General features: G+C 59.6%; 48 protein-coding genes and 1 tRNA gene. 46 read left to right on the top strand and 3 right to left on the bottom strand.

Going from position 1 to position 22,962, the window contains the following annotated elements:
- Positions 1 to 7 precede the first annotated feature (7 nt).
- From GN300_RS07135 to GN300_RS07085, 11 genes are all read left to right on the top strand, one after another.
- Positions 8 to 313 (top strand): hypothetical protein, encoded by a 306-nt coding sequence (locus GN300_RS07135; protein WP_063315641.1) that lies wholly within the window; start codon positions 8 to 10, stop codon positions 311 to 313.
- Entirely contained in the window at positions 310 to 933 is a 624-nt protein-coding gene (locus tag GN300_RS07130) for a hypothetical protein (RefSeq protein ID WP_063315642.1), read from the top strand. The genes GN300_RS07135 and GN300_RS07130 overlap by 4 nt, the downstream gene beginning before the upstream one ends.
- Complete coding sequence (locus GN300_RS07125; protein WP_156511712.1) at positions 930 to 1,097, top strand: hypothetical protein; 168 nt, start codon at positions 930 to 932, stop codon at positions 1,095 to 1,097. Before GN300_RS07130 ends, GN300_RS07125 begins: the two co-directional genes overlap by 4 nt.
- Entirely contained in the window at positions 1,094 to 1,363 is a 270-nt protein-coding gene (locus GN300_RS07120) for a hypothetical protein (protein WP_063315643.1), read from the top strand. The genes GN300_RS07125 and GN300_RS07120 overlap by 4 nt, the downstream gene beginning before the upstream one ends.
- Positions 1,364 to 1,373: 10 nt before the next feature.
- Entirely contained in the window at positions 1,374 to 1,679 is a 306-nt protein-coding gene (locus GN300_RS07115; RefSeq protein WP_063315644.1) for a WhiB family transcriptional regulator, read from the top strand.
- On the top strand, positions 1,676 to 2,416 hold the full coding sequence (locus tag GN300_RS07110) for an exonuclease domain-containing protein (RefSeq protein WP_082845723.1): 741 nt from the start codon (positions 1,676 to 1,678) through the stop codon (positions 2,414 to 2,416). Before GN300_RS07115 ends, GN300_RS07110 begins: the two co-directional genes overlap by 4 nt.
- A gap of 179 nt (positions 2,417 to 2,595) precedes the next feature.
- Complete coding sequence (locus GN300_RS07105; protein ID WP_063315646.1) at positions 2,596 to 3,501, top strand: hypothetical protein; 906 nt, start codon at positions 2,596 to 2,598, stop codon at positions 3,499 to 3,501.
- A gap of 2 nt (positions 3,502 to 3,503) precedes the next feature.
- Entirely contained in the window at positions 3,504 to 4,454 is a 951-nt protein-coding gene (locus GN300_RS07100) for a phosphoadenosine phosphosulfate reductase family protein (RefSeq protein ID WP_063315647.1), read from the top strand.
- The gene (locus GN300_RS07095; protein WP_063315648.1) at positions 4,451 to 4,978 is read left to right on the top strand and encodes a hypothetical protein; all 528 of its coding nucleotides are present in this window, start codon (positions 4,451 to 4,453) and stop codon (positions 4,976 to 4,978) included. The genes GN300_RS07100 and GN300_RS07095 overlap by 4 nt, the downstream gene beginning before the upstream one ends.
- A complete protein-coding gene (locus GN300_RS07090) occupies positions 4,975 to 5,361 on the top strand; it encodes a hypothetical protein (RefSeq protein ID WP_063315649.1) in 387 nt (128 codons plus the stop codon). The genes GN300_RS07095 and GN300_RS07090 overlap by 4 nt, the downstream gene beginning before the upstream one ends.
- The gene (locus GN300_RS07085; protein WP_063315650.1) at positions 5,358 to 5,774 is read left to right on the top strand and encodes a hypothetical protein; all 417 of its coding nucleotides are present in this window, start codon (positions 5,358 to 5,360) and stop codon (positions 5,772 to 5,774) included. The genes GN300_RS07090 and GN300_RS07085 overlap by 4 nt, the downstream gene beginning before the upstream one ends.
- Here the strand turns inward: GN300_RS07085 and GN300_RS07080 are convergent.
- On the bottom strand, positions 5,758 to 6,252 hold the full coding sequence (locus tag GN300_RS07080) for a hypothetical protein (RefSeq protein ID WP_063315651.1): 495 nt from the start codon (positions 6,250 to 6,252) through the stop codon (positions 5,758 to 5,760). The genes GN300_RS07085 and GN300_RS07080 overlap by 17 nt on opposite strands.
- Positions 6,253 to 6,295: 43 nt before the next feature.
- Here GN300_RS07080 and GN300_RS07075 point away from each other — a divergent pair, with 43 nt between their 5' ends.
- The 32 genes from GN300_RS07075 to GN300_RS06920 all read left to right on the top strand — a co-directional run bounded on the left by GN300_RS07075 (position 6,296) and on the right by GN300_RS06920 (position 19,831).
- Complete coding sequence (locus tag GN300_RS07075) at positions 6,296 to 6,511, top strand: hypothetical protein (RefSeq protein ID WP_156511713.1); 216 nt, start codon at positions 6,296 to 6,298, stop codon at positions 6,509 to 6,511.
- A 92-nt stretch (positions 6,512 to 6,603) separates the two neighbouring features.
- A complete protein-coding gene (locus tag GN300_RS07070) occupies positions 6,604 to 7,002 on the top strand; it encodes a hypothetical protein (protein ID WP_063315653.1) in 399 nt (132 codons plus the stop codon).
- Positions 6,978 to 7,514: a hypothetical protein gene (locus GN300_RS07065; protein ID WP_233405585.1), complete on the top strand. Its 537-nt coding sequence runs from the start codon at positions 6,978 to 6,980 to the stop codon at positions 7,512 to 7,514. Before GN300_RS07070 ends, GN300_RS07065 begins: the two co-directional genes overlap by 25 nt.
- Complete coding sequence (locus GN300_RS07060; protein ID WP_156511715.1) at positions 7,511 to 7,744, top strand: hypothetical protein; 234 nt, start codon at positions 7,511 to 7,513, stop codon at positions 7,742 to 7,744. The genes GN300_RS07065 and GN300_RS07060 overlap by 4 nt, the downstream gene beginning before the upstream one ends.
- Positions 7,741 to 8,046 carry a hypothetical protein gene (locus tag GN300_RS07055; RefSeq protein WP_063315656.1) on the top strand — a complete coding sequence of 102 codons (306 nt, stop codon included), beginning with the start codon at positions 7,741 to 7,743 and terminating at the stop codon, positions 8,044 to 8,046. The genes GN300_RS07060 and GN300_RS07055 overlap by 4 nt, the downstream gene beginning before the upstream one ends.
- Positions 8,046 to 8,234 carry a hypothetical protein gene (locus tag GN300_RS07050; protein WP_063315657.1) on the top strand — a complete coding sequence of 63 codons (189 nt, stop codon included), beginning with the start codon at positions 8,046 to 8,048 and terminating at the stop codon, positions 8,232 to 8,234. The genes GN300_RS07055 and GN300_RS07050 overlap by 1 nt, the downstream gene beginning before the upstream one ends.
- Positions 8,231 to 8,554: a hypothetical protein gene (locus GN300_RS07045; RefSeq protein ID WP_063315658.1), complete on the top strand. Its 324-nt coding sequence runs from the start codon at positions 8,231 to 8,233 to the stop codon at positions 8,552 to 8,554. The genes GN300_RS07050 and GN300_RS07045 overlap by 4 nt, the downstream gene beginning before the upstream one ends.
- Positions 8,555 to 8,556: 2 nt before the next feature.
- Positions 8,557 to 9,027: a single-stranded DNA-binding protein gene (locus GN300_RS07040; protein WP_063315659.1), complete on the top strand. Its 471-nt coding sequence runs from the start codon at positions 8,557 to 8,559 to the stop codon at positions 9,025 to 9,027.
- Positions 9,028 to 9,520: 493 nt separating this feature from the next.
- A complete protein-coding gene (locus GN300_RS07035; RefSeq protein ID WP_063315661.1) occupies positions 9,521 to 10,045 on the top strand; it encodes a hypothetical protein in 525 nt (174 codons plus the stop codon).
- A 78-nt stretch (positions 10,046 to 10,123) separates the two neighbouring features.
- The gene (locus GN300_RS07030) at positions 10,124 to 10,747 is read left to right on the top strand and encodes a hypothetical protein (RefSeq protein ID WP_063315662.1); all 624 of its coding nucleotides are present in this window, start codon (positions 10,124 to 10,126) and stop codon (positions 10,745 to 10,747) included.
- Positions 10,748 to 10,822: 75 nt separating this feature from the next.
- On the top strand, positions 10,823 to 11,272 hold the full coding sequence (locus GN300_RS07025; RefSeq protein ID WP_156511716.1) for a hypothetical protein: 450 nt from the start codon (positions 10,823 to 10,825) through the stop codon (positions 11,270 to 11,272).
- Positions 11,269 to 11,652, top strand: a complete 384-nt coding sequence (locus GN300_RS07020; RefSeq protein ID WP_063315664.1) for a hypothetical protein — start codon at positions 11,269 to 11,271, stop codon at positions 11,650 to 11,652. The genes GN300_RS07025 and GN300_RS07020 overlap by 4 nt, the downstream gene beginning before the upstream one ends.
- A 101-nt stretch (positions 11,653 to 11,753) precedes the next feature.
- Positions 11,754 to 12,269 (top strand): hypothetical protein, encoded by a 516-nt coding sequence (locus GN300_RS07015; RefSeq protein WP_156511717.1) that lies wholly within the window; start codon positions 11,754 to 11,756, stop codon positions 12,267 to 12,269.
- Between the two features lie 83 nt (positions 12,270 to 12,352).
- Positions 12,353 to 12,811 carry a WhiB family transcriptional regulator gene (locus GN300_RS07010; protein WP_082845724.1) on the top strand — a complete coding sequence of 153 codons (459 nt, stop codon included), beginning with the start codon at positions 12,353 to 12,355 and terminating at the stop codon, positions 12,809 to 12,811.
- An 8-nt stretch (positions 12,812 to 12,819) separates the two neighbouring features.
- Positions 12,820 to 13,074, top strand: a complete 255-nt coding sequence (locus GN300_RS07005; RefSeq protein WP_063315667.1) for a hypothetical protein — start codon at positions 12,820 to 12,822, stop codon at positions 13,072 to 13,074.
- Positions 13,071 to 13,241: a hypothetical protein gene (locus GN300_RS07000; protein WP_156511718.1), complete on the top strand. Its 171-nt coding sequence runs from the start codon at positions 13,071 to 13,073 to the stop codon at positions 13,239 to 13,241. The genes GN300_RS07005 and GN300_RS07000 overlap by 4 nt, the downstream gene beginning before the upstream one ends.
- The gene (locus tag GN300_RS06995) at positions 13,238 to 13,537 is read left to right on the top strand and encodes a hypothetical protein (protein ID WP_063315668.1); all 300 of its coding nucleotides are present in this window, start codon (positions 13,238 to 13,240) and stop codon (positions 13,535 to 13,537) included. The genes GN300_RS07000 and GN300_RS06995 overlap by 4 nt, the downstream gene beginning before the upstream one ends.
- Positions 13,534 to 13,707: a hypothetical protein gene (locus tag GN300_RS06990; protein WP_156511719.1), complete on the top strand. Its 174-nt coding sequence runs from the start codon at positions 13,534 to 13,536 to the stop codon at positions 13,705 to 13,707. Before GN300_RS06995 ends, GN300_RS06990 begins: the two co-directional genes overlap by 4 nt.
- Complete coding sequence (locus GN300_RS06985) at positions 13,704 to 14,099, top strand: hypothetical protein (RefSeq protein ID WP_063315669.1); 396 nt, start codon at positions 13,704 to 13,706, stop codon at positions 14,097 to 14,099. The genes GN300_RS06990 and GN300_RS06985 overlap by 4 nt, the downstream gene beginning before the upstream one ends.
- A 168-nt stretch (positions 14,100 to 14,267) precedes the next feature.
- A complete protein-coding gene (locus tag GN300_RS06980) occupies positions 14,268 to 14,618 on the top strand; it encodes a hypothetical protein (RefSeq protein ID WP_156511720.1) in 351 nt (116 codons plus the stop codon).
- Entirely contained in the window at positions 14,608 to 14,862 is a 255-nt protein-coding gene (locus GN300_RS06975; protein ID WP_063315671.1) for a hypothetical protein, read from the top strand. Before GN300_RS06980 ends, GN300_RS06975 begins: the two co-directional genes overlap by 11 nt.
- On the top strand, positions 14,859 to 15,095 hold the full coding sequence (locus GN300_RS06970) for a hypothetical protein (protein WP_063315672.1): 237 nt from the start codon (positions 14,859 to 14,861) through the stop codon (positions 15,093 to 15,095). The genes GN300_RS06975 and GN300_RS06970 overlap by 4 nt, the downstream gene beginning before the upstream one ends.
- Entirely contained in the window at positions 15,092 to 15,403 is a 312-nt protein-coding gene (locus GN300_RS06965; RefSeq protein WP_063315673.1) for a hypothetical protein, read from the top strand. Before GN300_RS06970 ends, GN300_RS06965 begins: the two co-directional genes overlap by 4 nt.
- Positions 15,400 to 16,617, top strand: coding sequence for a hypothetical protein (locus GN300_RS06960; protein WP_233405584.1), 1,218 nt, complete (start codon positions 15,400 to 15,402; stop codon positions 16,615 to 16,617). Before GN300_RS06965 ends, GN300_RS06960 begins: the two co-directional genes overlap by 4 nt.
- Positions 16,614 to 16,871 carry a hypothetical protein gene (locus GN300_RS06955; protein ID WP_063315674.1) on the top strand — a complete coding sequence of 86 codons (258 nt, stop codon included), beginning with the start codon at positions 16,614 to 16,616 and terminating at the stop codon, positions 16,869 to 16,871. Before GN300_RS06960 ends, GN300_RS06955 begins: the two co-directional genes overlap by 4 nt.
- Positions 16,862 to 17,119 carry a hypothetical protein gene (locus GN300_RS06950; protein ID WP_063315675.1) on the top strand — a complete coding sequence of 86 codons (258 nt, stop codon included), beginning with the start codon at positions 16,862 to 16,864 and terminating at the stop codon, positions 17,117 to 17,119. The genes GN300_RS06955 and GN300_RS06950 overlap by 10 nt, the downstream gene beginning before the upstream one ends.
- A 76-nt stretch (positions 17,120 to 17,195) precedes the next feature.
- Positions 17,196 to 17,705: a 3'-5' exoribonuclease domain-containing protein gene (locus tag GN300_RS06945; RefSeq protein ID WP_063315676.1), complete on the top strand. Its 510-nt coding sequence runs from the start codon at positions 17,196 to 17,198 to the stop codon at positions 17,703 to 17,705.
- The gene (locus tag GN300_RS06940) at positions 17,702 to 17,920 is read left to right on the top strand and encodes a hypothetical protein (RefSeq protein ID WP_063315677.1); all 219 of its coding nucleotides are present in this window, start codon (positions 17,702 to 17,704) and stop codon (positions 17,918 to 17,920) included. The genes GN300_RS06945 and GN300_RS06940 overlap by 4 nt, the downstream gene beginning before the upstream one ends.
- Positions 17,913 to 18,485 carry a hypothetical protein gene (locus GN300_RS06935; RefSeq protein WP_063315678.1) on the top strand — a complete coding sequence of 191 codons (573 nt, stop codon included), beginning with the start codon at positions 17,913 to 17,915 and terminating at the stop codon, positions 18,483 to 18,485. Before GN300_RS06940 ends, GN300_RS06935 begins: the two co-directional genes overlap by 8 nt.
- A gap of 557 nt (positions 18,486 to 19,042) precedes the next feature.
- A complete protein-coding gene (locus GN300_RS06930; RefSeq protein ID WP_063315679.1) occupies positions 19,043 to 19,246 on the top strand; it encodes a hypothetical protein in 204 nt (67 codons plus the stop codon).
- 8 nt (positions 19,247 to 19,254) lie between these two features.
- The gene (locus tag GN300_RS06925) at positions 19,255 to 19,494 is read left to right on the top strand and encodes a hypothetical protein (protein ID WP_063315680.1); all 240 of its coding nucleotides are present in this window, start codon (positions 19,255 to 19,257) and stop codon (positions 19,492 to 19,494) included.
- 264 nt (positions 19,495 to 19,758) lie between these two features.
- Positions 19,759 to 19,831, top strand: a tRNA-Asn gene (locus GN300_RS06920).
- A 628-nt stretch (positions 19,832 to 20,459) separates the two neighbouring features.
- On the opposite strand, the gene GN300_RS06915 is transcribed toward GN300_RS06920, so the two are convergent.
- Together GN300_RS06915 and GN300_RS06910 are read right to left on the bottom strand one after the other, a co-directional pair.
- The gene (locus tag GN300_RS06915) at positions 20,460 to 21,314 is read right to left on the bottom strand and encodes a hypothetical protein (RefSeq protein ID WP_156511722.1); all 855 of its coding nucleotides are present in this window, start codon (positions 21,312 to 21,314) and stop codon (positions 20,460 to 20,462) included.
- A gap of 58 nt (positions 21,315 to 21,372) precedes the next feature.
- Positions 21,373 to 21,561: a hypothetical protein gene (locus tag GN300_RS06910; protein WP_063315683.1), complete on the bottom strand. Its 189-nt coding sequence runs from the start codon at positions 21,559 to 21,561 to the stop codon at positions 21,373 to 21,375.
- Between the two features lie 163 nt (positions 21,562 to 21,724).
- On the opposite strand from GN300_RS06910, the gene GN300_RS06905 reads away from it, so the two are divergent.
- The 3 genes from GN300_RS06905 (at position 21,725) to GN300_RS06895 (ending at position 22,954) form a co-directional block, all read left to right on the top strand.
- Positions 21,725 to 22,048: a hypothetical protein gene (locus GN300_RS06905; RefSeq protein WP_197487717.1), complete on the top strand. Its 324-nt coding sequence runs from the start codon at positions 21,725 to 21,727 to the stop codon at positions 22,046 to 22,048.
- Complete coding sequence (locus tag GN300_RS06900; protein WP_156511723.1) at positions 22,049 to 22,207, top strand: hypothetical protein; 159 nt, start codon at positions 22,049 to 22,051, stop codon at positions 22,205 to 22,207.
- Between the two features lie 576 nt (positions 22,208 to 22,783).
- A complete protein-coding gene (locus tag GN300_RS06895) occupies positions 22,784 to 22,954 on the top strand; it encodes a hypothetical protein (RefSeq protein ID WP_156511724.1) in 171 nt (56 codons plus the stop codon).
- Positions 22,955 to 22,962: the final 8 nt, after the last annotated feature.

Raw genomic sequence — 22,962 nt, 5'->3', positions numbered from 1 at the left:
ACCAACCATGTCTGAAGTAGCAGCAGTTCTCAATCGTGCCGCCGACATCCTCGAACAAGACGGATGGGGCCAAGGGAAGCTCCGCAACAGCGCGACCGGATGCAGGTGTGCCCTCGGAGCGATCAACGATGCCACCAACGACTGCATGAAAGGGCCAGCAGCGCCCAGGGCATACGAGGTTTGGACAGCAGCTGAAGACGCACTCAGCGCCGAAATCGGCTTCGACAACATCCCCCTCTGGAATGACGCATTAGGCCGCACCGCGACAGAAGTCATTGCAGCACTACGCAACGCAGCAAAGGACGCAGCATGACACGCGCCATGACGCCCAAGGAATGGTTCGATCGCGATACCGCCGAGCATCAGATGACGATCCTGCACGATGACGGCGTGTACCGGCACGTTCGGTTCGCTCAGCCCGGAACCTCGATGATGCACTGGGACCTCGTCACCTGGCCAGGGCACCTGTGCATCGACGGTGACCTCGAATCGTTCACGTTCTCCCGTGAGCACGACATGTTCGGGTTCTTCGCGATGGACCGCGGGCGGATCAACCCGCATTACTGGGCGGAGAAGATCACCAACCGCAGTGTCCAGACCCGCGTCTACGAGCCCGACAAGGCCAAGGCTCGGATAATCGAGGCTTTCCTCGAACAGCGCCACTGGATGTCGGACCCGGCCAGCCCTGCCTGGCGATCACTACGCGAAGAGGTGCTCGACGAGTTCACCCTCGGTGACGAGTCCCTGATTCGTGATGCGCTCGCTCGCTGGAGTTTCACCGACGTGGGCTCGTTGGAGGTGTGGGAGTTCTCAGACACCTGGGAGTGGGATCTCCACGAGTGGGACTACCACTACTTGATGGCCTGCTACGCGATCGCGTGGGGCATCCAGAAGTACCGGGAAGCAGCGGCAGAGAAGTTGGTGGCGGCATGATCCGTGTCCCGAAGGTTTACGTGTTCGACAACGGCGACAAGATCACCATCCGCGAAGACCCAGACCGAAACTGCCTCACCATCCACGGATCCGGCCACCGCATCGGGAAATTGTCCATCGAACCCAACGGCAGCAACAGCTTCGACGTACGAGTCATCGAATGAGCGTCGACAACATCGCGGAGGCCGAACGGATCCTCGACGCCATAGTCCACGTCGGGACAGAATGCCGGCTCGAAGACGAAGCGTATCAACGTAACACGCAGACCGCCGACGACTTCCCGCCCGGAACCAGCGTGCACATCGCAGGCGACCCGCGCCGCTGGATCGTCGACTCCCGTTGGCCCAACGGCGACATCACACTCGTACGCCTTCCACACCACCTCTACGTCACCGCCGACCAACTCTGGCGCATCGACCCCACCCGATAGGACACCCCACATGACCAACAACACCTGGCGGCAACTCGCCAAATGCCGCAACAAACCCGCCTACCAATACGAAACCCGCAACCTCCCCACAGCACCCACCCTCCGCGCCGAAGCAGCCGAACGAGCCTGCCAAGGATGCCCATCCCAACGAGGATGCGGACTCGCCGCACTCGAAAACACCCCAATCGGAATGGTCATGTGCGGCATCGCATTCCCCGACCACCCCGCCAACGTCACCAACGCCCGAAACCGCGTCGCCCTCAAGCTCGGAATCCCCATGCCCACCGCCCGAACCAAACAGCAGGCAGCCGCATGACCGCTATTGGGGATATGCCGATCGCCGCATTCGACCTCGAAACCACAGGCCCGAACCCGCTATCGGATCGGATTGTGACAGCGCACCTATCACTCATCAACCCCGCAACCGGGGAGATCCAACCCCGCGACTGGCTCCTCAACCCCGAAATCGACATCCCCGCCGGCGCCACAGCAGTCCACGGCATCACCACCGAACACGCAGCCGAGCACGGCGCCGAATACGCACCCGGAGTCGAAGAAATCGCCACGGCACTCGTCGCCGCGTGGGCATCCGGCCACATCGTCGTCGCGTTCAACGGCTGCTTCGACCTCACCATGGTCCACGCCGAGGCGGAACGTCTCAGCATTGGCGGTCTACCGCTCGGCCCCGTCGTCGACCCGTTTGTCATCGACAAGCGGCATGACAAGTACCGCAAGGGTTCCCGCAAGCTCGGTGACGTGTGCGCGCACTACGGCATCACACTCGACAACGCGCATGAGGCAGCAGCCGACGCGCTCGCTGCCGCACGGTTGGCGTACAAACTGTTGCGCCGCTACAACCTTGCCGGGAAACCCGCCGAACAACTCATGCATCAGCAGGCCGGCTGGTACGCGGAACAGCAGACCAGCCTCGCTAACTACTGGCGTGAGGAAGCGGAGGAGCTAACCGGCGACGAACAGGCCGAACTCCTCGCTCGCGCTGCGTCGGTCACCACCGAATGGCCCATCAAACACCCACAGTTAGCAGCCGCATAACACTGCGCAACGCCGCGCATTCTGCTAACCTGAACGAGCTTGTCAGAGCAACCAAAGGAACCAACATGACAGACGAATCCAATGCAGCCTGACATCGAAGAAATCCAGGCCCGCAACCAAATCCATTCGTACCTCCACAGTCTGTGCCAGCAGACCAACACCGAACTAAGGAACCAACAATGAGCGTCCGCGAATACCTGCCGAACACCAGCACACGACTCGCGATGGTGGCCCTCGACGATCAGCGTCCGTTTCGCGCCTACTGGCCGATGCGCATTACCCAAATCATCGGCGGAAAAACTTGGTCATTGTCTGTAATCAATCACCGCGCAACGCAGCTCGTGAAAGCCGAACCCGCCGAGGAGGAGACGAAAGCGGAGCGTTGCCCGTCTGAGATCGAAGGCTGGGGATGCTCGCTGACGAGCGGTCACGACGGCGATCACACTGCACACGACCAGGACGGACCGGCTTACGTTTGGCCCGCCTCCTCTCCGGTTGTCCCTGCCCCCACCGAAACCGGCACCAACTCTGCTGGCCTCACCGACAAGTACATCGTTCGCAGGGTTGACGGTTCAGACGCAGAGGGTGGCCGCAACTTTGGGCGCAGATACTTCGTCCTCTCGTACGACAGTGATCCCCATGCCCGAGCCGCTCTCGCCGCTTATGCGGCATCGTGCGAGACCGATTACCCGGAACTCGCTGCCGATCTACGGGCCAGGTTGAACGAGAAGAAAGCTGCCCCCACCGAAGCGTCCGTGATCGGCGGCGCTGCAGTCGCTCTCCGTGCCGCGCTCGCTGTGGTCGATCCACTCGAAGACGGCGACTGGGAACATGCTTGGCGCACCGTCGAAGACCTCGAAGACTGCGCCAATCGAGCCGAAACCATTGCCCCCACCGAAACCGGAACGTGGCCGAGCCTGAACGACGTACCCGCCGAGGTGTCCGAGGTGTGGGATGCGAACGGCGATGGATGGTTGCGTCGATCAGACATCGAGTGGTTCGGCTGCGCAGAGGGTGGAATTACGAGCGCTTGCCGAGCGGGCCATCCCAACCTCGCCCCGTTCGTTGCGGCCGAGGAGGGGTGAGCATGAGCGAAGGACTCTTCGACGTGAAACTCGCCTACCAAGGTGACCCACTCAACCCCGACCTCGACATCCCAACCCCAGCCAGCATCGTCGCCACACTCAACAAACCTCAACGAGAAGAACGTGTGATGCGGCTCGTCCTGCAAGCCGACCACATCCTCAACGAAGCCATCCGTATTCACGGCAACGGCAAAACTATCGCAGCGAAATGCGTACTGTTCTCCGGCGGCAACGACAGCACAGTCCTCGCCCACATCATGCGAGGACAAGCCACACACGCCATCCACGCCAACACCACCATCGGCATCGAACAGACACGCCAATTCGTACGCGACACCTGCCAGAACATGGGGTTGCCGCTGATCGAGAAGATCGCACCCACCTCGTACCGCGATCTCGTGCTGGAACGCGGATTCCCCGGCCCAGCAATGCACTTCAAGATGTACACCCGCCTCAAAGAGCGATGCCTCGAAGCGGCGAGGCGGGAACTCGTCACCGACGGACGCAGACAGCGAGTCGTATTCATCGCCGGCCGGCGTCGTCAGGAATCGGAACGGCGCTCGGAGATCCCACTGCACGAGCGGAAAGGGTCAACGATCTGGGCGTCCCCACTGGCGATGTGGACGAAACCGGACATGAACACCTACCGGCTAATGCAACGCGAAGCAGGAAACCCGGTGCCGGTGAACGAAGTCTCCGACCTGATCCACATGTCGGGGGAGTGCCTGTGTGGGGCGTTCGCGAAACCGGATGAGTTGGAGGAGATCAGGATCTGGTTCCCGGATGTGGCGGCTCAGATCGACGAGCTACAGAGGGATGTTCGTGCTGCTGGGCATCAGCCGCCGTTTGACACGTGGGGGCATGGCGAGGGGAAGCCTTCGAAGTCTGGAGCGATGTGCAGTTCATGTGCCGTTCAGTACGAGCTATTCGAGACAGTCAAGAGCGTCGCATGATCAGGGACCGCAATGCCAGAACTGCGATCAAGGTTTTGGCTGCGCATCAAACCGACATGGATGGCGGCTGCTATTGCGGTGAGTTCGATTTCAGGTTGGACGAAGGAGACATTCATGCATCTCTCACAGAGTCCCACGCCGAACATGTTCTGGAGGTGCTGTCCAAGACCCACGAGGTCGTCCTGAGGAGCAACATTCCGGAGGGAATGGGCGCAGGTGGCGGCGTGACTGGGGTGGATGTTGAGCACCTGATCAAGTTTTACGGTCGGGCACACGTCATGGGTGCATCCGCGCCAGACGTTGTCACGACAGCGAGTCGGACAGTTGAGGCGCTACAGGAACTTGCTGCCCTGGTTGTGGCTGTCGAGCGAGTCCAAGCACAAGTCGACAAGGCCCTCAAAATCCTCGAAGAGTACGACATCTCCGAAGAAGAAGGCTTCCACCAGTGTGCGACTGAGGATCGCTGGCGGCTGTATCGCGACCTCACTGCCGCACTCAAGCCCGAAGCATTGGAGACACCATGAGCAACCTGATCGAGATCCTTGCAGCTCACCGACCGGGTGGAGTTGTGCCCGCAAGCCTGAAAGCCGAATGCCTCAATCACATTGCTTGCCTCGGATGCTCATGGATAAGCCATGACTGCAAGACGACAGATCCGTATGTCGAGTTCGCGGCGCACCTCGCGGTTCTGATCGCCGCAACTCATGCCGTCATTGAACTGCCGAAGCCGTGGATGGAGGGTAGCGACGCCGAATGGGCTGACGGAATCATCACCGCGCACATCGGGTCCGGCAAAGTCCGCTGCTACCTCGAAGACGGTCGTATGACTTCCGACGATGCACGCGAGATTGGGGCCGGGTTGATCGCCGCGGCTGCCGCTGCTGACACATCCGAGGTGTCGTCGTGACCGCGCCTGATCCGGGGTTGACCGACCTCATCGCAGCGGATCTCAATTCGCACACCTGGGGTAACGAGTACGAGAACGCGGCACACGAAGAGCATTCATTCGACGGCGGCTGCAAGATCTGTCGCAGGGCTATTGGCGCGATCGCTGACCGTGTGGCGTTGGTGGTGGAGCAGCACACCAACGGGCGGATAGCGGAACTGTACGAGCAGCGAGACAACGCAATCGAAGCCGGCCTCGCTGCAATCGACCGCGCCGAGAAGGCTGAGGCCACGATCGCCAGGGTGGAGAAGCTCGCCCACGACATGCGGGGATGGTGCTCGCCACACGGGATCTCAGTCACCTACTCCGATCGCATCCTCGAAGTTTTGGAATGGACGGAGCTAGCAGCTGTGGGCATCACTCGTGTCGATTGAGGAATCTTGTCCTAGTTCGCGTGGCATGAGAACTACGAAGAGGACCTCCAGATTTAATCCATTCTTTTCGCTCTTGCGCATCATCGCGAATGCTCAGCGCGACCAGAATCGACAGCATCAAGGTCGGCGCAACGACGATGAACCCAAACCAACCAATGAATGCCGTGGTAACGGTTCCCCACCATGCGACAGAACCACCAACGATAGCCAGGACTACCACTGTCAAAGACGGAATTCGTGCCGGGGGATAGACGACGAGTGACGCTCTCCGGATGATCAGCTCGTTCATCTCGCGTTGAAGGAGTTCCACACTGTATCGAAGATCGGGGTCTCCGGTGGATTGCGCGAGAACCTTGCCATTCCGTTCGATCTGATTCGAAAGGCGCCGTTCGAGTGACCAATGTTGCCAAGCCACGGGAATTCCCCACAGTGCAACGGCCGCAGAGAGACCGACCTGAATTACCACCGCCCAGTTCATGATCGAACCTTAATTCAATCAATCAGAAAGTGACTTGATTCCGATGGATTTGAGAACTGCAGCGACAATCGAGCTCGCGGCGTCAGACGCCAACCAGGAGGCAACCAGCGTGGGGGAGCGGGCCGCGCTCACACAGCTCGAAGCCATCGCGGCGCGCGCCCTCAACGCCGGCGACCCCAACAAAGTCCGTGAAGCGCAATCATTGGCGCGGATGGAACGCACCTACAGACTCGTGGAGGTGGAACTCATGGACCGTTGACTTGTGCGTGGCGTTGCGCAATACTTGGGGTGTCACTTGCCAGAGTGGCACCCCACATTTTTGGAACCAACCACCTCTCTGAAAGAGGGAACATGACAACAGCTCTCAGGCATCCGCAGTTGGATCACAAGGAACGCGCAGCCCTCGAATCATTGGGTGTGCCATTGGATGATCCGAACCTCACGATCACTATCACATGGGACGAAAGTTGGCGCACCATCGGAACCGGCTTCCTTACCAACACCCCCCACCAGTGGACACTCGACGTTCCGTGCACCGTCAACGAAGTCACCAACATGTGGGGTGTGAAGGCGATTGAGCACGGCCCCGACGAAGTCGCTGCCACAATCACATTCGAAGAGGCCGGTGTACTCTCCGAACTGGCCGAAACGCTCTCGCATTACCTCGCATTCGACAACCTCGACACCGACAACTGTGTCACCCTCAACATTTGCGGGTGGGCACTATGGGCAGCAGGACACCTCGCATGACTGAGATCGATGTGAACGACACCAAAATCGAAGTGCGCCTACCATTGCCGCTCGATGTCGCTGCATCCATCACCAGCGCCTTCGGATGCCTCTGGCCGAACGCAGTCATCGAAACCAAAGCCAGCAACAGCGGATACCTCACCATGCGAATCCCGCATGACGACCGCTGTGAGACGAAGCGCGCCGCAACCAAGATTCGCGCCGCCAAGACATACCTCGAATCCGAAATCGAAGCGTGCGTGCGGGGATTTCACAAAGACGGATCGATGCGCGCTGATGCCACCGCCTATCTAGGTCGCACGATGGGCGCCGCAGCACGGGCGGCCTTCGAGGACAACGAAGCCGCGATCAACTACATCGAAATGACAGTGCACGACCCGGAAACCAACAGGGCCTTCGTGATCGCCGCGGCGAAGTCGGCCGAGCAGACACCGAGCGCGCTCCATAAGGCGGCACTTGCCCGCATCGAAGTGCTTGAAGAACAAATGACGGAATGCGGAGAATGCAGATGATCCTCACCGAGTTCGACCTTGCCGAGCTGATCGACGACGCCCTCTTGCAGGAACAGGAACCCATCGACATTGCACGCGCAATCCTCGCGGGCGGCGTGAAACTCCCTGCCGCGCCACGTGAAACACACAAGTGCAGCGACTTCTGGAACCTCACCAACGACGCATACGGCGACTACAAAGCCTGCGTCGAATGCGGCGACCAAACCAACCCCCAAGGCGGAGAACTATGACCCCCGACGAGCACTACGCCCGCGCCGAAGAACTCCTCTCTCACGCAGTGATCGACGAATGCGCAGAACGGTACTTCCAGGACCGAGACTTCCTTGTCGCACAGGCTCAGGTTCACGCGACACTCGCCGCCGTCCACAACACACGCAAGCTCGACGAAGCGAACGCAGCGCTCGACAAGATTGCCGAGTACGCCACGCCCAATGATGCTCCCGGATGGTCCGACGCTGACGGACTCCTCGAATCCATCTGCAACACCATCGAATCCACCGGCCGCACCATCAACTACGAAGGCGACTACTGATGGCGACCTACCATGCCGTGCTGAATCAATCAGTCAGTGCAGTAATCGATGTCGAAGCCGACAACCTGGACGACGCCATCGACAAAGCGTATGCCGACGCGCCGAGCAGCCTCTGCCACCACTGCGCGGACAAAGTCGAAATGAGCAACGACTGGGAAATCTACGACGTAGAGGAAGTGAAGCCATGACCGACGCGTTGACTGATCGCATCGAGAAAGCCTGGGAGGCAACCCCTAAAGGCGACTATGACGACCAGATGGCAGACCTCACCCAGGTAGCCATCCGCGAAGCTACTGCCTATTTCCTGCCCCGAGCTTGGACTGTGGAAGAACTCCGAGCGCTCCCCATCGGAACACTCGTGGCCGACGCTGACGGGACCAACTGGATGCAAACCGAGCACGGATTCCAGGTGCGCCAACCCGGCGGCCAACAACACAACCTCGACGGCGCCGGAGTCCTCGCCGAATACCCACCCCAACACATCACACACCTACCCGAGGAGAACTGACCATGGCCGGAGACACCATCATCACCGTGATCGGCAACCTGACCGCCGATCCGGAACTGCGGTACACGCCCGCCGGCGCCGCAGTCGCTAACTTCACCGTCGCTTCGACTCCGCGCACGTTCGATCGGAACGCGAACGAGTGGAAGGACGGCGATGCACTGTTCTTGCGCTGCAACATCTGGAAGGAAGCAGCTGAGAACGTCGCCGAATCGCTGACGCGTGGCTGTCGCGTGATCGTGTCCGGACGGCTCAAGCAGCGTTCATACGAGACACGTGAAGGTGAGAAGCGGACCGTCGTCGAACTCGAAGTCGACGAGATCGGCCCTTCACTGAAGTACGCCACCGCCAAGGTCAACAAAGCCAACCGCAACGGCGGCGGGCAGCAGCGGTCCCAGCAGAGCAGCGACGACCCGTGGGGCACTGCGCCACAACAGTCCGGGAACTTCGGCGGCGCCGAGGAGCCACCGTTCTAGCTCGTGAAACCCAAACAGCCGGAACGCGGTATGCGTTCCGGCTGTTTCCATCAACCCAAAGAACGATGGCGCATCCGCCGGAAGTAGTGAATTAGAGCCCAAAACGGGACTTAACGCCCTAATGCCCTGGTCGTGGGTGCATTTCCGAAAACCGTTAGATAGGCTTTGGACATTCGACCAACAAGCAGAGGGGCAACCATGAAGACGGTCACCGTAGAATTCCGGGGCTCCGATCCTGAAATCTCAGACCTCACACGCCGGGCACTACAACCAGTACTCGACAGCATCTACCGCTCCCACCGACGCATGCCTCAACCCATCGTCGAAGCAACACTGAAGCACGCGGGCCGAGGCAGCTTCGCCCGAGAACGAATCGAACAGTTCGCCGAATGCATCGCAGACGGCAAGCGGCCGATCCTCACTGAATAGTGCGACCTGTGTCCTAATTTACCAACTGATTGGTATTCTCTCTGGAACCGACAGAGTAGGACACATGATCAACGCACTCAAACGCCTCACCATCGCCGGCGCACTCACCGCGGCCGCTGCCCTCGCCATTCCCGCTACCGCGACCGCGGCGCCGGCGCTTGCCGCGGTCACCATCGAGACGGTAGGAACCACAACCTCCGTCTCCATCGCAACTCCCGAGAGCACCATTTCATTACAGTGCGTCGGACCGTGGGTCCATACCGAAGCCGCCGCCGCAGCAGTGCGGAACGACCCGACGCTCGATGTCGCGAACCACCCCGAAAACTGGTTCACCGGAACACCCGTATCGCCCGCAAACCCAGAAGCGTACGAGGAAGGCGACTTCGTTCACGTCTACCCCGGCGACACCCGCACAGCGATCATCAACGACCTGCCAGACGGCAAGTACGTCGCAGGTGTCCTGTGCGCTGGCCCCAACTCCAGCAACGACGGACTCGCATTCTCACTGTCCGAAACACCCTTCACGATCGGCGACCCCGTGACCCAGCCCGAACCAGGCGGAACCGGCAGCCTCAGCTTCGGGTCGTAGCCAGCCCCAATGAAACCGTCTCTTGTGCAGGATCCTCCGGCCGTTGTTCCTAGTCCGGAGAATCTTCCAGCTGATCCAATGTCGATCGTCGTCAACAATCTGCCCGATCCGCCCTCCGACGCGTTCCTGACACAGCCCTTGGCAACTCTCGCCGCTGGCGTGTTAGCGATCGTTGCTGCCAGCATTGCGTTCCTCGGTGTGGTTTACACACAAAGGCGAACTGCTCGTGCGACACGGGCGCAACTGCGACTCCAGTCGGTTCTCGCGTTGAGGCAGCAGCGTCAGCACGAGGCGCAACTGGAGGCCACAGCAGAGCTTGAAAGGTCGAAGCATCGACGACAGGTCGAATATGAGGCGTTGAGCGCTGCGTTGCCCGCCGTGATGGACGCACGTGATGCGATCATCCAGCTTCTAGGGCGGATTGATGAGCGAGACCCGCAGTCGCCGTTGCGTGGCGGAACTACTCCTGATCTGCGTACGCATGCCGGCCGTCTGGAGAGTGCGCAACAGGCGGTCGACGATGTGACAGCGAAGGGGGCGGCACTTCTGCTCATCGGCCAGGAAACCGCGTACCTGCAAGTGATGGAATTCTCGAACGTTTGCCGAAAAGCGATGACCGATGGGTTCCAGTTCGATATACAGAAATTTGCTGGAGTCACAACGAACGCCATCGGGGCAATTCGAGACGGATACAAGCCCTGATCTGAAGTCGCACAGCGTGGCCCGCGCTTTCTACGGATCTGATGATTCGGGAAAGTGCGGGCTTACTGTTTTTGTATGACTGATACCTGTTGTGCTGAAGCAACTTTGGAAACCGCATTCCGGCCACACGAGGTCCTGTTCCACGCGTTGGACACCCTCGAAGACCTCGGGATCCTGACCCTGCACTCCGACCATGACGTGGCCGCCGCGCGACTCCTCGCAGCAATAGACGATGCTGGCGCAACCGTCACTGCATACGAAGACGACGAAGAGCCGCTGCATGGAATCGTCGATGAAGTGTGGCCGTTCGTTATCGGCCCGGTGCTGCGTGTGCCTGATGAGGTAGTCAACCGAATCAACGAGCGTGTCGACGCGAAGATCGCCGCCGACGAGGAAGCCCGCAAGGCCGCCGATGAGGTGTGTCCGTTTCTGATTCCGTTCATCAAGTCCGACCCATGGTGGAAGGACGGCGAAACGTACGACCTCGGTGGCCTGCAGTTTACCGTTATGCGGGGTGGCAAGTGAAGGCGCGGGTCGCTGCAGCCGCAGCCATCGCCGCACTCGCAATCGGAACGGTCACAGCTTGCTCCACCGATGCTGAAGTGGCATCGAAGAACCTGTCAAAAGCCGCCGACCAGTTCGAGATTGACCGTCGGATCGTGTTCTTCAACGGGATCACGGACAAGTATCTCCTGACGATCGAGGGGCGCTGCTCCATCGAACCCGATGGCGGGAAGCTCGACGTGACCTGCAAAACGGCCGGCGGGTTCAAGAAGCACTTCCTTGGCCTGTCGGACAACGTGTCGTACTTCGTGGAGCAGCTCGAAGGTGCGAGCGTGAGCACCGACCACTACCGGGTGATCTTCAAACCCGAAACGATCATTCCGAATGTGAGCCGACCATGAGCAATCCTGTGGACCCTCGACTGCAGATCGCGACGGATTACCTGGACACGTCTTACAGGGCGCGCACAGTCGATCGGGAGATTACGCACTTGCAGCTCGCGATGACTGAGCTGTTAAAGGTAGTGGAAACGCTACTGCCCGAACCCGACCCGGAACCAGGCGCAGCGGTGTCGAAGGTTCACTACTGGGAGCGTGGTCCATGGTGGCAGGCGCAAGGTTCCGGTTCGACTGTCGGTGCCGAGGTCACGAAATCCCGCGTGGAAGTGGAGCATCCGACAGTGGCGCGGATCAAGTTCGCAGACGGCGGCGTTGTTGGCCCGTCGACTGCCGCCGGCCCTGGGGTGACGGAGGCAACGAGGTTCGGGGCGCTGGTCGGGGAACTGACGTTGCGGCAGAACGCCGAGTTGGCGAAGAAGAACGACCAGATCGCGAATCTCGAAACGCGGATCTTCAATCAGCGCAGCGAGCTTGCCGTGTTGAACGGGAAGCAGTCGGAGAACGCGCAAGTAATGGGTTGGCTGACCGCGATCGCGAACACCGACAAGGATGTGGCAGCCGGTTTGGCTGCAGGGAAAGCGTTGTCGGAGTGGGCTGCTCAAACCCTCCGAGCCGCCTGAATCCGTGATGTGGTGCCGACAGTTTGTGCGTGCCGGCACCACATTGCTTGCGCGGCGTTGCGCAGTCTGCCAGAATCACATGCATGGCATTCAACACCGAAACCTGGCGTAACCTAGCCGCCTGCAAAGGTGTTGACGGATTCGAACGACCAGCGACCGGCGAATGGGCGACCGAAGAACCACGACTCCTCTGCGCAATATGCCCAGTCAAACGTGAATGCGCCACCGCAGCCTTAACTTCCGGAACCACGCTGGATGCGATCGCCACAACACCCGCCGACGACGTAATCGCAGCCGGCGTCATCTGCGAAGGCGACGACAAAACCGCCCGAGCGCTCACTGCGGTCATCGAATCCCGCGAATACAAACCACGCCAACCGATCCCAGAGAACTGCAAAACCTGTCGGCGGAAACTCTGCTCCCAGAAAACAGCCCCCGGCAAATACGATGCGCCGCACCACTCCAACGGGATCTGCACCCTCTGCTACCAGAAACACCGCTACCACCAAAACCTCACCGCTGGAATGCCAGCACTCTTCTAGGAGAACCCATGCGCAAAGCCATTTACGACCGGACACAGTGGCCTGACCATGCGCAGAAGTATCTCGCGGAGGCGGAAGCGTTCCGCAGTGAGGTGATCGAAGACGGAAGCCTCGGCGGCTCGATTTGCGTGTACATCAGCAGAGCCGAAAACGTCAGAGCTTGGCTGTCATTCAATCGCGACGACGAGGGCGAGCAAATGAGCCCGCTGTTCTACGAAGCCGGAACGTTCTACCCCGAACTATCTGAAGAGGAAGACCAGTGATCAATCCCAAGACTCGCGGTGACGCCATTCTCGCGACGATGCAAGCCGCACGCGCATACCGCGACGGCACCGCTGCAGCCGACTACAGCCAGTTCGACGAAGCGCACGCCGTCATCGAACGGCTGCAGGCGGACGGCTACCTCACCGAACTGGAAGTGACGAAATGACAACCGCCTTCGATGATCCGGCCGAGTTCAGCCCCGACAAGCCGCGCGCATGGGATCCGAACCACCCCAGCCTCGACGGCAGCCGCACAGGCTACGACGAAACAGCGCCACACGAACTGCCCGCCATCATCCGCATGAACCGCAACGGATGGCCCGGACCGAAGATCCTCGAACACTTCAAGGCGAACCCGATGCGATTCCAACGCGACTACTACAAGGGCCTTGGCGACGAGAACCGTGCAGCAGCAGCGAACCGGCCGATGCATTCGGGTTGGGCGCCTAAGGGGTACAAGTGACCGCGGCGGAGTTGGGTCGAGGGCATCGTGGGCAGATGTTGGTGTGGAACCGGCGCCGATACCTGATCAAAGACGTTCAGCACGTCGGGAACTCACACGTTCGGGTGGTCGTCGGCAACGGACTCACCATCAGCTACGCACCATCCGACGAAGTGACAGTCGAACCATGAGCATTCCGTTCAATCCGGGGTGGACGAAATACGTTGTCCACCTGCCGTACGACAAGCCGCCACTGTCAATGAACGACAGGATGCACTGGGCCGAGAAAGCCCGCATCACAGCAGCAGTGCGGAAGACAGCACAACTGCAAGCGCGATCCCACCGTGTGCCGACCGGGCATGAGCACGTCACTGTCGGTCTGCACTACCGGCCAATCAACAATCGCAAACGTGACGCCGACAACCTCGTCCCCGTCCTCAAAGCATGTTGCGACGGCTTGGTGGACTACGGACTCACCGCCGACGACACCCCCGACCTGATGTCCAAATGGATGCCCGTCATCCATCCCGCCATCAAAGGCGAGAAGGGCCGCATGTGGCTCGAAATCAGCTGGAGGAACTGATGGAACTGTTCGCGTGGATCTTCGCGGCATTCGTGATCGCCATCCTCGCCTACGCGATCTTCAAAGACGACGACTGGGGCGGCGCAGCGTGAGAACCATTCGTTGGCACATCCGTAAGTACGGCACGCGGTGGAGCGTTCAAGTTGTTGCCACAGAAGGAGACGAGTCGTGGCAAGTTCGCCTGAACTGGACCGGGACATGGCAAGCGGCAGTCGAGCGCGTGGATTGGGAGCTTTGCCGGATAGGCAGTTCCACATGGTGACGCCGTTTAAGTCCTCCCGCAGCCTGCGGATGAAACCGAAACCCAAACCGCCGGCGGTCGCGATGCCGGACCCGCTGCAGCAATCGGAACCAACAGACCTGCGGTACCTCGACTACGACCGCATCCAGGCCATGCCTGACGGACGGTACTGCATCGGTGACCCCGACAATCCCGAAGTCATTCTCGAACCAGCGCACACCCCCGAACGCGCACCCCACACCATCGACATCCACGAACGGACACCCCATGCCCACTGACGTTCAGCGAGCAACCACCGATCTACGGCAGCATCCTCACGCGCAGTTCTTCCGCGACAACCCCACCTTCGAACCGGTGCGACCCGAGCCGACGGCAGCCATGCCTCCACTTGAGTCAGTGGAGGACTTTGAGAGGCGTGTCGAAGATGTGACAGCTGCGCTCTACGCAACCCGCATCGACGACCTCCGCAAAGTAGCGCGCTACGCCAACGACGAGATCAAACGACTGGAGGCAACGCGGTGAGCCTCGCAGCGACATTGGAACGTGCCGACACTGCAACGTCGTCGGTGGAGGTGTGGCTGTCGAAGCAGCCAGCTGAGGAACGCGGCTACTTCGACGAGTACCTGCGCCGAAACCGCGACGATCCTCACGGATGGCCGGTGACCGTTCTGCATGCGGCATGCCGAGAGCGGGGCCTAACAATACGTACGACCGCATTCCGCGACTACTGCCGAAACCGAAAGGCCGCACTGTGAGACTCACGCGCAAGCAACTCCGCAACAGGATCGCCAGGCTCGAAGAAGTCCTCAAGCACGCCAACGCCCGCGGTGAGTCAAACGCCAACTACTGGCGGCAGCGTTACGAGGAGCAGACCGAGACGATCAATCAACTCGCGGAGGATCACTCGAAGTTCCATCCCTCCGGGCACATCACCAGCGTCGGCACACACACCACGTTCTTCTGCGACCGATGCCACGCCACGTGGCCGTGTGAACCGTTCCGCGTCGCAACCGGCAAGGAGTTCGCGCCGATCAAACTGCAACTGAGAGAAGAAGCCCCGTGAGCCTCGCAGCAACACTCGATGCACAGCCTGTGAATAACCCTGTGGGCAAAGGGACTATCGACGTAAGCGCAGACGGCGCCAAAGTGAACAACGTCGTAATCGAAGGCGAACTCAACGGAGACTGGACCCGAGTCTTCGACCTCTTCAACCTCGACGCCACACAATTCGAAGTAGTCGACGACACCGTCCGCATGTCCACCTGGCAGCAGTCAGCGCGCGCGAAAGACGGCAGCCGAGACAGCATCCAGCTCTACTCGTACAGTGCACGGTTCCGGCGCGTCACTCGTGACATGATCCCCGCGGCGACGGTCGAGTCGTGGCGCAAGGCCCTGCAGTCAGTGAAGGACCGGCCAACCAGGAAGCGGAAGACGGCCACTGTCCTCGCGGCGACGTACACCGTGTTCGTGGCGGATCCGCAGCTTGGGAAGAAGAACACCGAGCAGGCTGTCGAGAACTGGAAGCGCGGTGTCCTCGGGCACGTCGCGGCCATAGAAGCTCTGATCGCACAGGGCCGCAAGCCGTCCGGTATTCACGTCGCGTTCATGGGCGACGAGACGGAGGGAGTGTGCAACAACTACGGCAACCAGCCGCACACGATCGAACTGAACATGTCCCGGCAGTTGGAACTCGACTATGACATGCGGGTGTGGACGTTCCGTCAGCTTATTCCGTTCGGCCTGCCACTGTCGGCGTCGTCAGTCATTTCCAACCACGGTGAGATGACGCGCAACGGATCGAAGGAACCCGTCACAACGCAAGGCGACAACGCATCCACACACATCGCCCGCCAGGTGCAGAAGCTGTTCCAGGAGACTGAACCCTTCGGCGGCCCGCACATCGACTGGACCATCGGTGGTGGCGACCCTGCCGTGTTGGTGAACTTGTCCGGTGTTAATAGCTACTTCTCCCACGGCTACATCGAGAAAGGCAAAGGTGGATCCACCGAGATCCGCACCAAGACGGCCATCGAACGCCAAATTCTCGGGCGGACTGAAACTCTCGGAGCTGTCCCCCTCTATTTTGTTGCGCACTACCACCACTTCTACACCAACGAATTCGAAGGCCGTTCTCTGTTCGGGATGCCGGCCCTCGAAGCGGAACGATCGTCGGAGTACATGCTGAATCAGTATGGTGTGTGGTCACCGCCTGGGATGTTGGGAATGTTGGTGGGGGAGCACACCCGGCGCCGTTGGTCTGATCTGAGTGTCCTGTGAATGAGCTGGTTCCGCTGGACAGCGGAATGCCTTCGGGTTCGGTTCAGCTGTTCGACCGGGATTGGAATCTTGTCGCGACGAAGCCTGAGGGGCAGTCGCTTCAGGACTTCATCGGGGAGTATGTGAAGCCAGGGGAGTGGCGGCCATTGAAGATCGACCGACCGGATGGACGACGGTGGACGGGACGCGCGGAGGTCAAAGTCGAGATGAGTCGAGACTACGAACACTTGAAGAAGATGACCGCGTGGCCGTGACGTATGTGGTCCGCAAAGAGGGTGAGTTGTGGTCGGTCCGTAAGCGCGCCAATTGGTTCCAACGCTACTTCGGGCTCGCCGAATGGGACATGCGGACTGTTCACCAGTGGCAGTTCGAATCATGGGCAGACGCTTTCGAGGACGCGTTCTGGTGGTGCGAGCAGCAGCGGAATAATCGGACCGACATGATGCCGATCCACTACTACGAGGGATACATGAGGTCGATGGTTCAACTCCCACAGGGTTGACTTCGGGGAATCTAGCTGTGGGCGTTGACTTCTACGGATCTGCGGATCGGCAGCATTCCGCTCATAGGGTTTGTTCATGCGCTATTTCTACGACACTGAGTTCATCGAAGACGGTAAGACGATCGACCTGATTTCCATTGGCATCGTTGCGGAGGACGGCCGCGAATACTATGCGGAGACCGTGGAAGCGCCGTGGGATCGGATCGTGAAGCATGACTGGCTGATGGCGAACGTTGTGCCGCAACTCGAACGAGAGTCGATGCGTAAGCGTCGCAACCAGATCCGTGATGAAGTCGCAGAGTTCCTGAAGCCACGCAATAACCGCGACCAAGTAGAACTGTGGGCGTGGTTCGGCGCCTACGACCATGTGTGCCTGGCACAGTTGTTCGGGACGATGATGGACTTCCCCAGGCATGTGCCGATGTGGACGAATGATCTACGGCAGGAAGTCCATCGGCTTGGCATCGGGAAGATGCCCGCGCAGCCGGCGGGACTGCACAACGCGCTCGCTGATGCGAAGCACTTGAAAGCCAATTTCGAGTACGTGTTCGAGTACGTGATGGAAATCGTGGAGGGTGGCCGGTGAGCGATCTGGTGTTCTGGCAGAAGCCAGGCGAAAACTATGTGCGCATCGGGGATGCCAAGCAATACGGCTACCCCAGTGAAACCGAAACCGAGATAATCGTCTTCGGCGACGGCGTGCGCGTGAAGGTGCCAGTTTTACTGTGCAGGGTGTCCCGGCATGGGCGTTCTGAGATGGCTCCCCACAAGGCCCTGAAGTGCGTGGTGCCTCGTGACTGACGATGACCGTCAGGCAGTAATCGAGTTGATTCGTGAGTCCCCTCGACAGTTGTTGGAGATTCAGCAGCACATCGCGCCGACGCACAGGCGGGGGAGCGAAGACGGTTCGTCCCATGCGAAGCCTTCATCTCGCCCCCCGCTGAACATCGATCCAGTCGACGCTATCCAGGCTGAGTCCGCTGAAATCGTCTACTGGTCAAGGATCTACGGATTCCGAGGCAGGGGAACGATCGGGCAACGCATCGAACATCTCTACAGTGTGGACATTCCGGACTGGGATCTAGTGAACATTCTGGAACGGTGGATGCCGATCCGGAATGCGCACCGCAAGCTGTGGCCTACAGGCTATGAGCGCGTTTGGATTACGGAAGCGGAGGCTATCGGTGTGACCGGCCGCAAACCCCGCACGTTGGTGGACTGGCGGGGCAAGGTCGACGGTCTCGCGCGCCGTGATGAATCGGCGTGGATGTATCACCGGGGGAAGCTGCTTGAGATGGTTCGTGCGACGGATCTTGCTGCACGGGAACGCATTCAATCGATCGCAAACGCGCAGGTCGCGGCGTAAATGTATGACGCTGAGTAATGTTGTTCTTATGTGATTGATTGCAGCGAAACATCCCAAAGCTCGCCCCGCTTCCCGGTTCTGGCCACCGGTTGAGGCGGGGCGTTTCACTTCCCATCCTCGTGTGGGTCCAGTTTGCGCGGCTGGGGTATCAAACCGGCCACTGACCCCCGACAGTGAGTTTACGAAATTTCGGGGGCACACAATCCAGCAAGAACGCGCCGGACCAATCCATCCGGCGCGTTCCTAGCTAGCTCGGCGCTAGTTCATCTGCTTGCACTTGCCACAGAGCGGATACCCGCCCGTGCCACTCCTCTTGTTGTGCGCCGGGATCAGGGCGCCGGGAGGGCAGTCCTTGTGAACGTGATGCACGTCCGGGTCGGTGGCGTTGGACGAGTGGTAAGCCGGGACTCTCAAAACTAACCTCCTGATCGCTGCGCACCTCGTATGCGCATGTCGGCATAGGTTAGGTGCTTCGAGCTGGACGCATTACCTAATCCTTACTTTTTTCCTACTAAAGTTGGACAGAAGTCCGAGATGGACAGAAATGAGATGGCACGATGCCAGCAGAAAAGTTCTACGACAGCCGAACCGTCGAGGGCGACACGAACATCCCGGTCGTCACCATCGGGTGGTCGAGGCCCGGAGAGAGCGCCGATCCCGGCCCTCACGTGAACGGTGTCCCGTTCGATCGATCCGGCATCAACCGGATGATCGCAGCGCTACGCCGCGCACGAGACCAGGTGTACGGCGCCGATGAATAGGACGAGACATGGCCTCCGGTAAGTCCACCATCACGCAGCCTGTCATGACTTGCCCCGCGTGCAACGTCGAAGTTCAGGCTACGTTCTCCACCGAACTGACGATGGAATCCATCGACGTTGGCGGCTACAACGGGAAGATGCCCGGAACCGCCACGGTGACCGTTACCGGCATGCGTGTCTCTCATGACTGCATCCCGACGACGAAGCGGTCCATCGAATCCCAAAACTGGGCGTCGTACGGACGATAAAACTTGGCAGTGGCTCCTCCGGGATGAAACTGCCACGCGGGCTGCCCTTCCATGGATGTGGGCGGTCCGCCTCGGCCTGGGCATGCCACGAACTGCCTGGATCATCTGCTGACGCATGGTGCATGTCGCCCGTCCGAATCGCTTCGGCGTTACGAGTTGGGAAGCTGTCGGTTCGAATCCGGCCAGATGAACGAGTTCAGTCCTGCGACTGAATCTATCGAGGCTTCGACACTGAGCCCGCGTACGTGAATCAGTGGTCAACAATCCGAATTAACTCAGTTGGCAGAGTGCCCGGTTGTTAACCGGTGAGTCCCTGGTTCGAGCCCAGGATTCGGAGCAAAGCATCGGTTTAGCGGCCGGTGCTGGTGGTGACAGAGTGTGCGTCTACGGACACGGGACGCAATGTGCATGATGGGTGGGCAAGCCCCGGCAGGAGTGCAGGCGTAGCCGCTGAAATCCACTGCGTAGCTGCAACATCATGGCACCAGGGAGCTAACACATACTGACATGTTCCAGTTGGTAAGGCGCGTCACCCGCAGGAAACCCCGATGGCCCCAGCGGGTCGACAGCGACGACTACAGCTTGTAAGAGCCGCTGAACTTCGAGAATCCAGGCTCATTCGTGCTGAGCCGAGTCTGGACGTGAAGGTCGGCGTAACCACTCTTGCCCTCCCGCGACATGTGCGGGAACACAATCTGCCTCTCGGCGATCGACTCTACGTCCTCGAACGTCGTGCGAGTCGGCAGCGTCAACGTAAAGCTGTGAGTTTCCAAATTAGTCTCCAAACAAGTCGTGACCGAGTGAATGTCTCGATCAGAGAATATTCTTCTCGGTTCAGATTCTATCGGTAGCTACCGACACTCCCGCTGACGGCGCAATCGTTTTTCCAGCCCAACACAATTGGGAGCGGACCGGATTCCTACGTCAGGAACGCATGACCGAGAAACGAATGCTCGGCCAGCAAACTACGTGTCCTTGACTACCTTCCCCGAGCAGAACAGCTCGACCAACGTAGCTGCCACCATTACTGCGGTCTCCGCTTCTTCCTGAGACACAGGAGGCGGCGGGGGAGTCGCTCCACCATGGCGGTCGTGCTGGCCGGTCCACAACATTTGCATCATTCCCAGCAGGACATTGCGTGGTTCAGCGTCCCTGTGGACGCGAGTGTGTGGAAGCTTCCACTTGGTGGTGCTCCCGATGTCGCGGATCATTGTTCCGAGCGTCGTCCCGGCATTGTTCGGGCTCACGATGGGTTTGCCGGCGTCTTCGACCGCTTTGACCGCCAACGAGTAGGCGCGGGACGGGTCGGGGCTAACCCCATAAGCGGCATCGTATGCCTGAGCCAGTCGCTTGCCGGCATGCCCATGGTTGGCGATCGTTGCCCGTATCGCGGCGTCAGTTCCTTCGTTAACTCGGCGAATAAGGCCCGGCTTTCCGACCCTTTCCCCGACAGTCCAGGCCGAACCAGCCTCAAGCAGAATGGTCGTGAGCTTCTCTACATTTCCGTACCCTGACGCGATTACAGCATCGATTAGCTGCCACTCGCGTTGTGCGCCTCGCATGTTTGCGAACAACCTTTTTGCTGCCTCACGTGCCGACGTGCCTGTTGTGACCGTCGGAAAACTGATGTGTAGTAGGCGTTCGAGAGCTTGAACCAGTTGCATGTCGACAGGTGATGGCGTCATTCGATTTGTTCGAATCAGCGCGGTTGAGAGCCACATGAGCAATGACGGTTCCAACCACTCGGTGACTTCTTCATTGAGCACGGAGTAGTTCTCATCAGCTTCATCAACGCCTAGTGGCAGCCACGTGTCGGTCATGTGCGGATTATGCACGACCGGTCGGATAGTTTGCACTTCGATATGTCATTTCGTCGGCTCAGGCTGCTTCGGCAAGCATTCCGCGCTCGGCCATTTCCTCGTGAATCTGATTCGACTGCTCATCTAGCGCTGTGAAGTACTCGGGATCGGGAAACGGCACCTGCGCCCGCAGGTCGACGTATTCGCAACGCACTGCGCAGTACAGATCCGCCAACTCTTCGTTGGACATTGTCGCGAACGACCCCATGGCATGACCTCCAGCAACGCACCAACCAGGGCTGCTCGCTGGCCAGTTTGGCCGATTGTGGCCGAGCAGCTAATACCTAGCGTATTGCAGCTCTGTGGCGAAAACAATCCACCGAAAGTCCCATTCCGGGTGACCGAAGACACAAAAAGCTAAGGAAAAACACGTGCAGCCCTCAGTAGGCCGGATCGTTCAGTATGCATCGAAGAACGGCGACGGCATCATCTCGCCCGCCATCGTCCTCCGAACCCGTGCAACCACCAACCTCGACGTGATCGGGCGCTGGGGACCATCGCCAGACGGCACACTCTCGGGTAAGGGCAAGCCAGGAGACTTGGTGCCGGAGCTGCCTGACGATTTCACTGTGGATCTACTCGTCTGGGGTCTCGGTGGTGATTACCGAGAATATGCAGTACCCCACGACTCGATTAAGCCAATGCCTGGCGAAGTAAACGCGCCGCGCACTTGGATCTGGCCACCGCGTGTTTGAGTGGCTACTCGTCGCGATCACACTGATCCGACGATGGGTTATCTGACTGCGGACGGCGAAGCGTCGTTCCGGCTTGTCGATGTACCCAACGCGTCGTCGGGCTGGTGGGTGCGGAAATCGGCGGTTGCGCTGGATGCCTTCGCGCTTCCCGCCATTTGAACAGAAGTTCCCAGATTGGCGGGCCGTCCACTCTGGCGAAGGTTCTCGCGAGGGCCCGACTGATTGGTCTGGCCAAGCCCAAGTACGCCCACCCAACCAAGAGCATGAAGACAGCCACAGGCTTGTCGGAATCCGCGGCCAGCGGTGAATTCGAAATGATCAGCGCGAATAATAGAGCCGATGAAGCAATAGACAGAAAGCCGAAGCAGCGAACGATCTTTCGCCAGGCTGCGGAGCCGGCGGGCTCCGAACTCTGTCGCTCCAGCTCATCGATGTACAAGGCTAGCCGAATATCCAGCGACTTCTGAAGTTTCACACTCGCTGGGCTATCTGTGAAAACCGTACGTAGTTCAGCATCTGCGATTAATTGCGACCGTAGATCTCTAGATTCGATTCGCCGGAAGAACATAGCTGCTATCCCCCCGATGAAGGGGCCAATAAACGCTACTGACAGCGCGATGATCCACGGCATTTGTTGCCACCAATTCATACCGCGAGTGTCCCTTACCGGACGCCGGGGTTCTCGGTTGGCCCCGTATTCATCTTCCGATTGCCATAACCGACTTGGGAGTAACTGTGGCTGACGCCTGCAAGACCACCGCCGAAAAGCTCATCGCGTTTCGCAAGGAATTGGACGAGGCAGGCGTTTTCCGGCCAGAGCATATCGAGCACTTGGTGAACGAGGCAGCCGAGAGTCTCCTAGCTATGGGTCGTGACGGCGCCTTTTCGCCCCTCATCGTGAAGTAGGGACAGCC

The sequence above is a fragment of the Rhodococcus sp. Ni2 genome (assembly GCF_021352185.1).
Lineage (GTDB): Bacteria > Actinomycetota > Actinomycetes > Mycobacteriales > Mycobacteriaceae > Rhodococcus_F > Rhodococcus_F qingshengii.
Note: the sequence above shows the minus strand (reverse complement) of the source record. Positions and strands in the feature narration are given on the sequence as shown.

Bases quoted from the DNA above. Each gene is read 5' to 3' on its own strand.
- GN300_RS06985 (WP_063315669.1), top strand. From the start codon at position 13,704: ATGAGCATTCCGTTCAATCCGGGGTGGACGAAATACGTTGTCCACCTG.
- GN300_RS07105 (WP_063315646.1), top strand. From the start codon at position 2,596: ATGAGCGTCCGCGAATACCTGCCGAACACCAGCACACGACTCGCGATG.
- GN300_RS07095 (WP_063315648.1), top strand. From the start codon at position 4,451: ATGATCAGGGACCGCAATGCCAGAACTGCGATCAAGGTTTTGGCTGCG.
- GN300_RS06925 (WP_063315680.1), top strand. From the start codon at position 19,255: ATGGCCTCCGGTAAGTCCACCATCACGCAGCCTGTCATGACTTGCCCC.
- GN300_RS07125 (WP_156511712.1), top strand. From the start codon at position 930: ATGATCCGTGTCCCGAAGGTTTACGTGTTCGACAACGGCGACAAGATC.
- GN300_RS06930 (WP_063315679.1), top strand. From the start codon at position 19,043: ATGCCAGCAGAAAAGTTCTACGACAGCCGAACCGTCGAGGGCGACACG.
- GN300_RS06945 (WP_063315676.1), top strand. From the start codon at position 17,196: ATGCGCTATTTCTACGACACTGAGTTCATCGAAGACGGTAAGACGATC.
- GN300_RS07115 (WP_063315644.1), top strand. From the start codon at position 1,374: ATGACCAACAACACCTGGCGGCAACTCGCCAAATGCCGCAACAAACCC.
- GN300_RS07135 (WP_063315641.1), top strand. From the start codon at position 8: ATGTCTGAAGTAGCAGCAGTTCTCAATCGTGCCGCCGACATCCTCGAA.
- GN300_RS07025 (WP_156511716.1), top strand. From the start codon at position 10,823: ATGACTGATACCTGTTGTGCTGAAGCAACTTTGGAAACCGCATTCCGG.
- GN300_RS07130 (WP_063315642.1), top strand. From the start codon at position 310: ATGACACGCGCCATGACGCCCAAGGAATGGTTCGATCGCGATACCGCC.
- GN300_RS07035 (WP_063315661.1), top strand. From the start codon at position 9,521: ATGATCAACGCACTCAAACGCCTCACCATCGCCGGCGCACTCACCGCG.
- GN300_RS07040 (WP_063315659.1), top strand. From the start codon at position 8,557: ATGGCCGGAGACACCATCATCACCGTGATCGGCAACCTGACCGCCGAT.
- GN300_RS07120 (WP_063315643.1), top strand. From the start codon at position 1,094: ATGAGCGTCGACAACATCGCGGAGGCCGAACGGATCCTCGACGCCATA.
- GN300_RS06995 (WP_063315668.1), top strand. From the start codon at position 13,238: ATGACAACCGCCTTCGATGATCCGGCCGAGTTCAGCCCCGACAAGCCG.
- GN300_RS07070 (WP_063315653.1), top strand. From the start codon at position 6,604: ATGACAACAGCTCTCAGGCATCCGCAGTTGGATCACAAGGAACGCGCA.
- GN300_RS07050 (WP_063315657.1), top strand. From the start codon at position 8,046: ATGGCGACCTACCATGCCGTGCTGAATCAATCAGTCAGTGCAGTAATC.
- GN300_RS07055 (WP_063315656.1), top strand. From the start codon at position 7,741: ATGACCCCCGACGAGCACTACGCCCGCGCCGAAGAACTCCTCTCTCAC.
- GN300_RS07005 (WP_063315667.1), top strand. From the start codon at position 12,820: ATGCGCAAAGCCATTTACGACCGGACACAGTGGCCTGACCATGCGCAG.
- GN300_RS07015 (WP_156511717.1), top strand. From the start codon at position 11,754: ATGACTGAGCTGTTAAAGGTAGTGGAAACGCTACTGCCCGAACCCGAC.
- GN300_RS06915 (WP_156511722.1), bottom strand. From the start codon at position 21,314: ATGACCGACACGTGGCTGCCACTAGGCGTTGATGAAGCTGATGAGAAC.
- GN300_RS07090 (WP_063315649.1), top strand. From the start codon at position 4,975: ATGAGCAACCTGATCGAGATCCTTGCAGCTCACCGACCGGGTGGAGTT.
- GN300_RS07110 (WP_082845723.1), top strand. From the start codon at position 1,676: ATGACCGCTATTGGGGATATGCCGATCGCCGCATTCGACCTCGAAACC.
- GN300_RS06975 (WP_063315671.1), top strand. From the start codon at position 14,608: ATGCCCACTGACGTTCAGCGAGCAACCACCGATCTACGGCAGCATCCT.
- GN300_RS07060 (WP_156511715.1), top strand. From the start codon at position 7,511: ATGATCCTCACCGAGTTCGACCTTGCCGAGCTGATCGACGACGCCCTC.
- GN300_RS07080 (WP_063315651.1), bottom strand. From the start codon at position 6,252: ATGAACTGGGCGGTGGTAATTCAGGTCGGTCTCTCTGCGGCCGTTGCA.
- GN300_RS07075 (WP_156511713.1), top strand. From the start codon at position 6,296: ATGGATTTGAGAACTGCAGCGACAATCGAGCTCGCGGCGTCAGACGCC.
- GN300_RS07065 (WP_233405585.1), top strand. From the start codon at position 6,978: ATGGGCAGCAGGACACCTCGCATGACTGAGATCGATGTGAACGACACC.
- GN300_RS07030 (WP_063315662.1), top strand. From the start codon at position 10,124: ATGTCGATCGTCGTCAACAATCTGCCCGATCCGCCCTCCGACGCGTTC.
- GN300_RS07100 (WP_063315647.1), top strand. From the start codon at position 3,504: ATGAGCGAAGGACTCTTCGACGTGAAACTCGCCTACCAAGGTGACCCA.
- GN300_RS06910 (WP_063315683.1), bottom strand. From the start codon at position 21,561: ATGGGGTCGTTCGCGACAATGTCCAACGAAGAGTTGGCGGATCTGTAC.
- GN300_RS07010 (WP_082845724.1), top strand. From the start codon at position 12,353: ATGGCATTCAACACCGAAACCTGGCGTAACCTAGCCGCCTGCAAAGGT.
- GN300_RS07045 (WP_063315658.1), top strand. From the start codon at position 8,231: ATGACCGACGCGTTGACTGATCGCATCGAGAAAGCCTGGGAGGCAACC.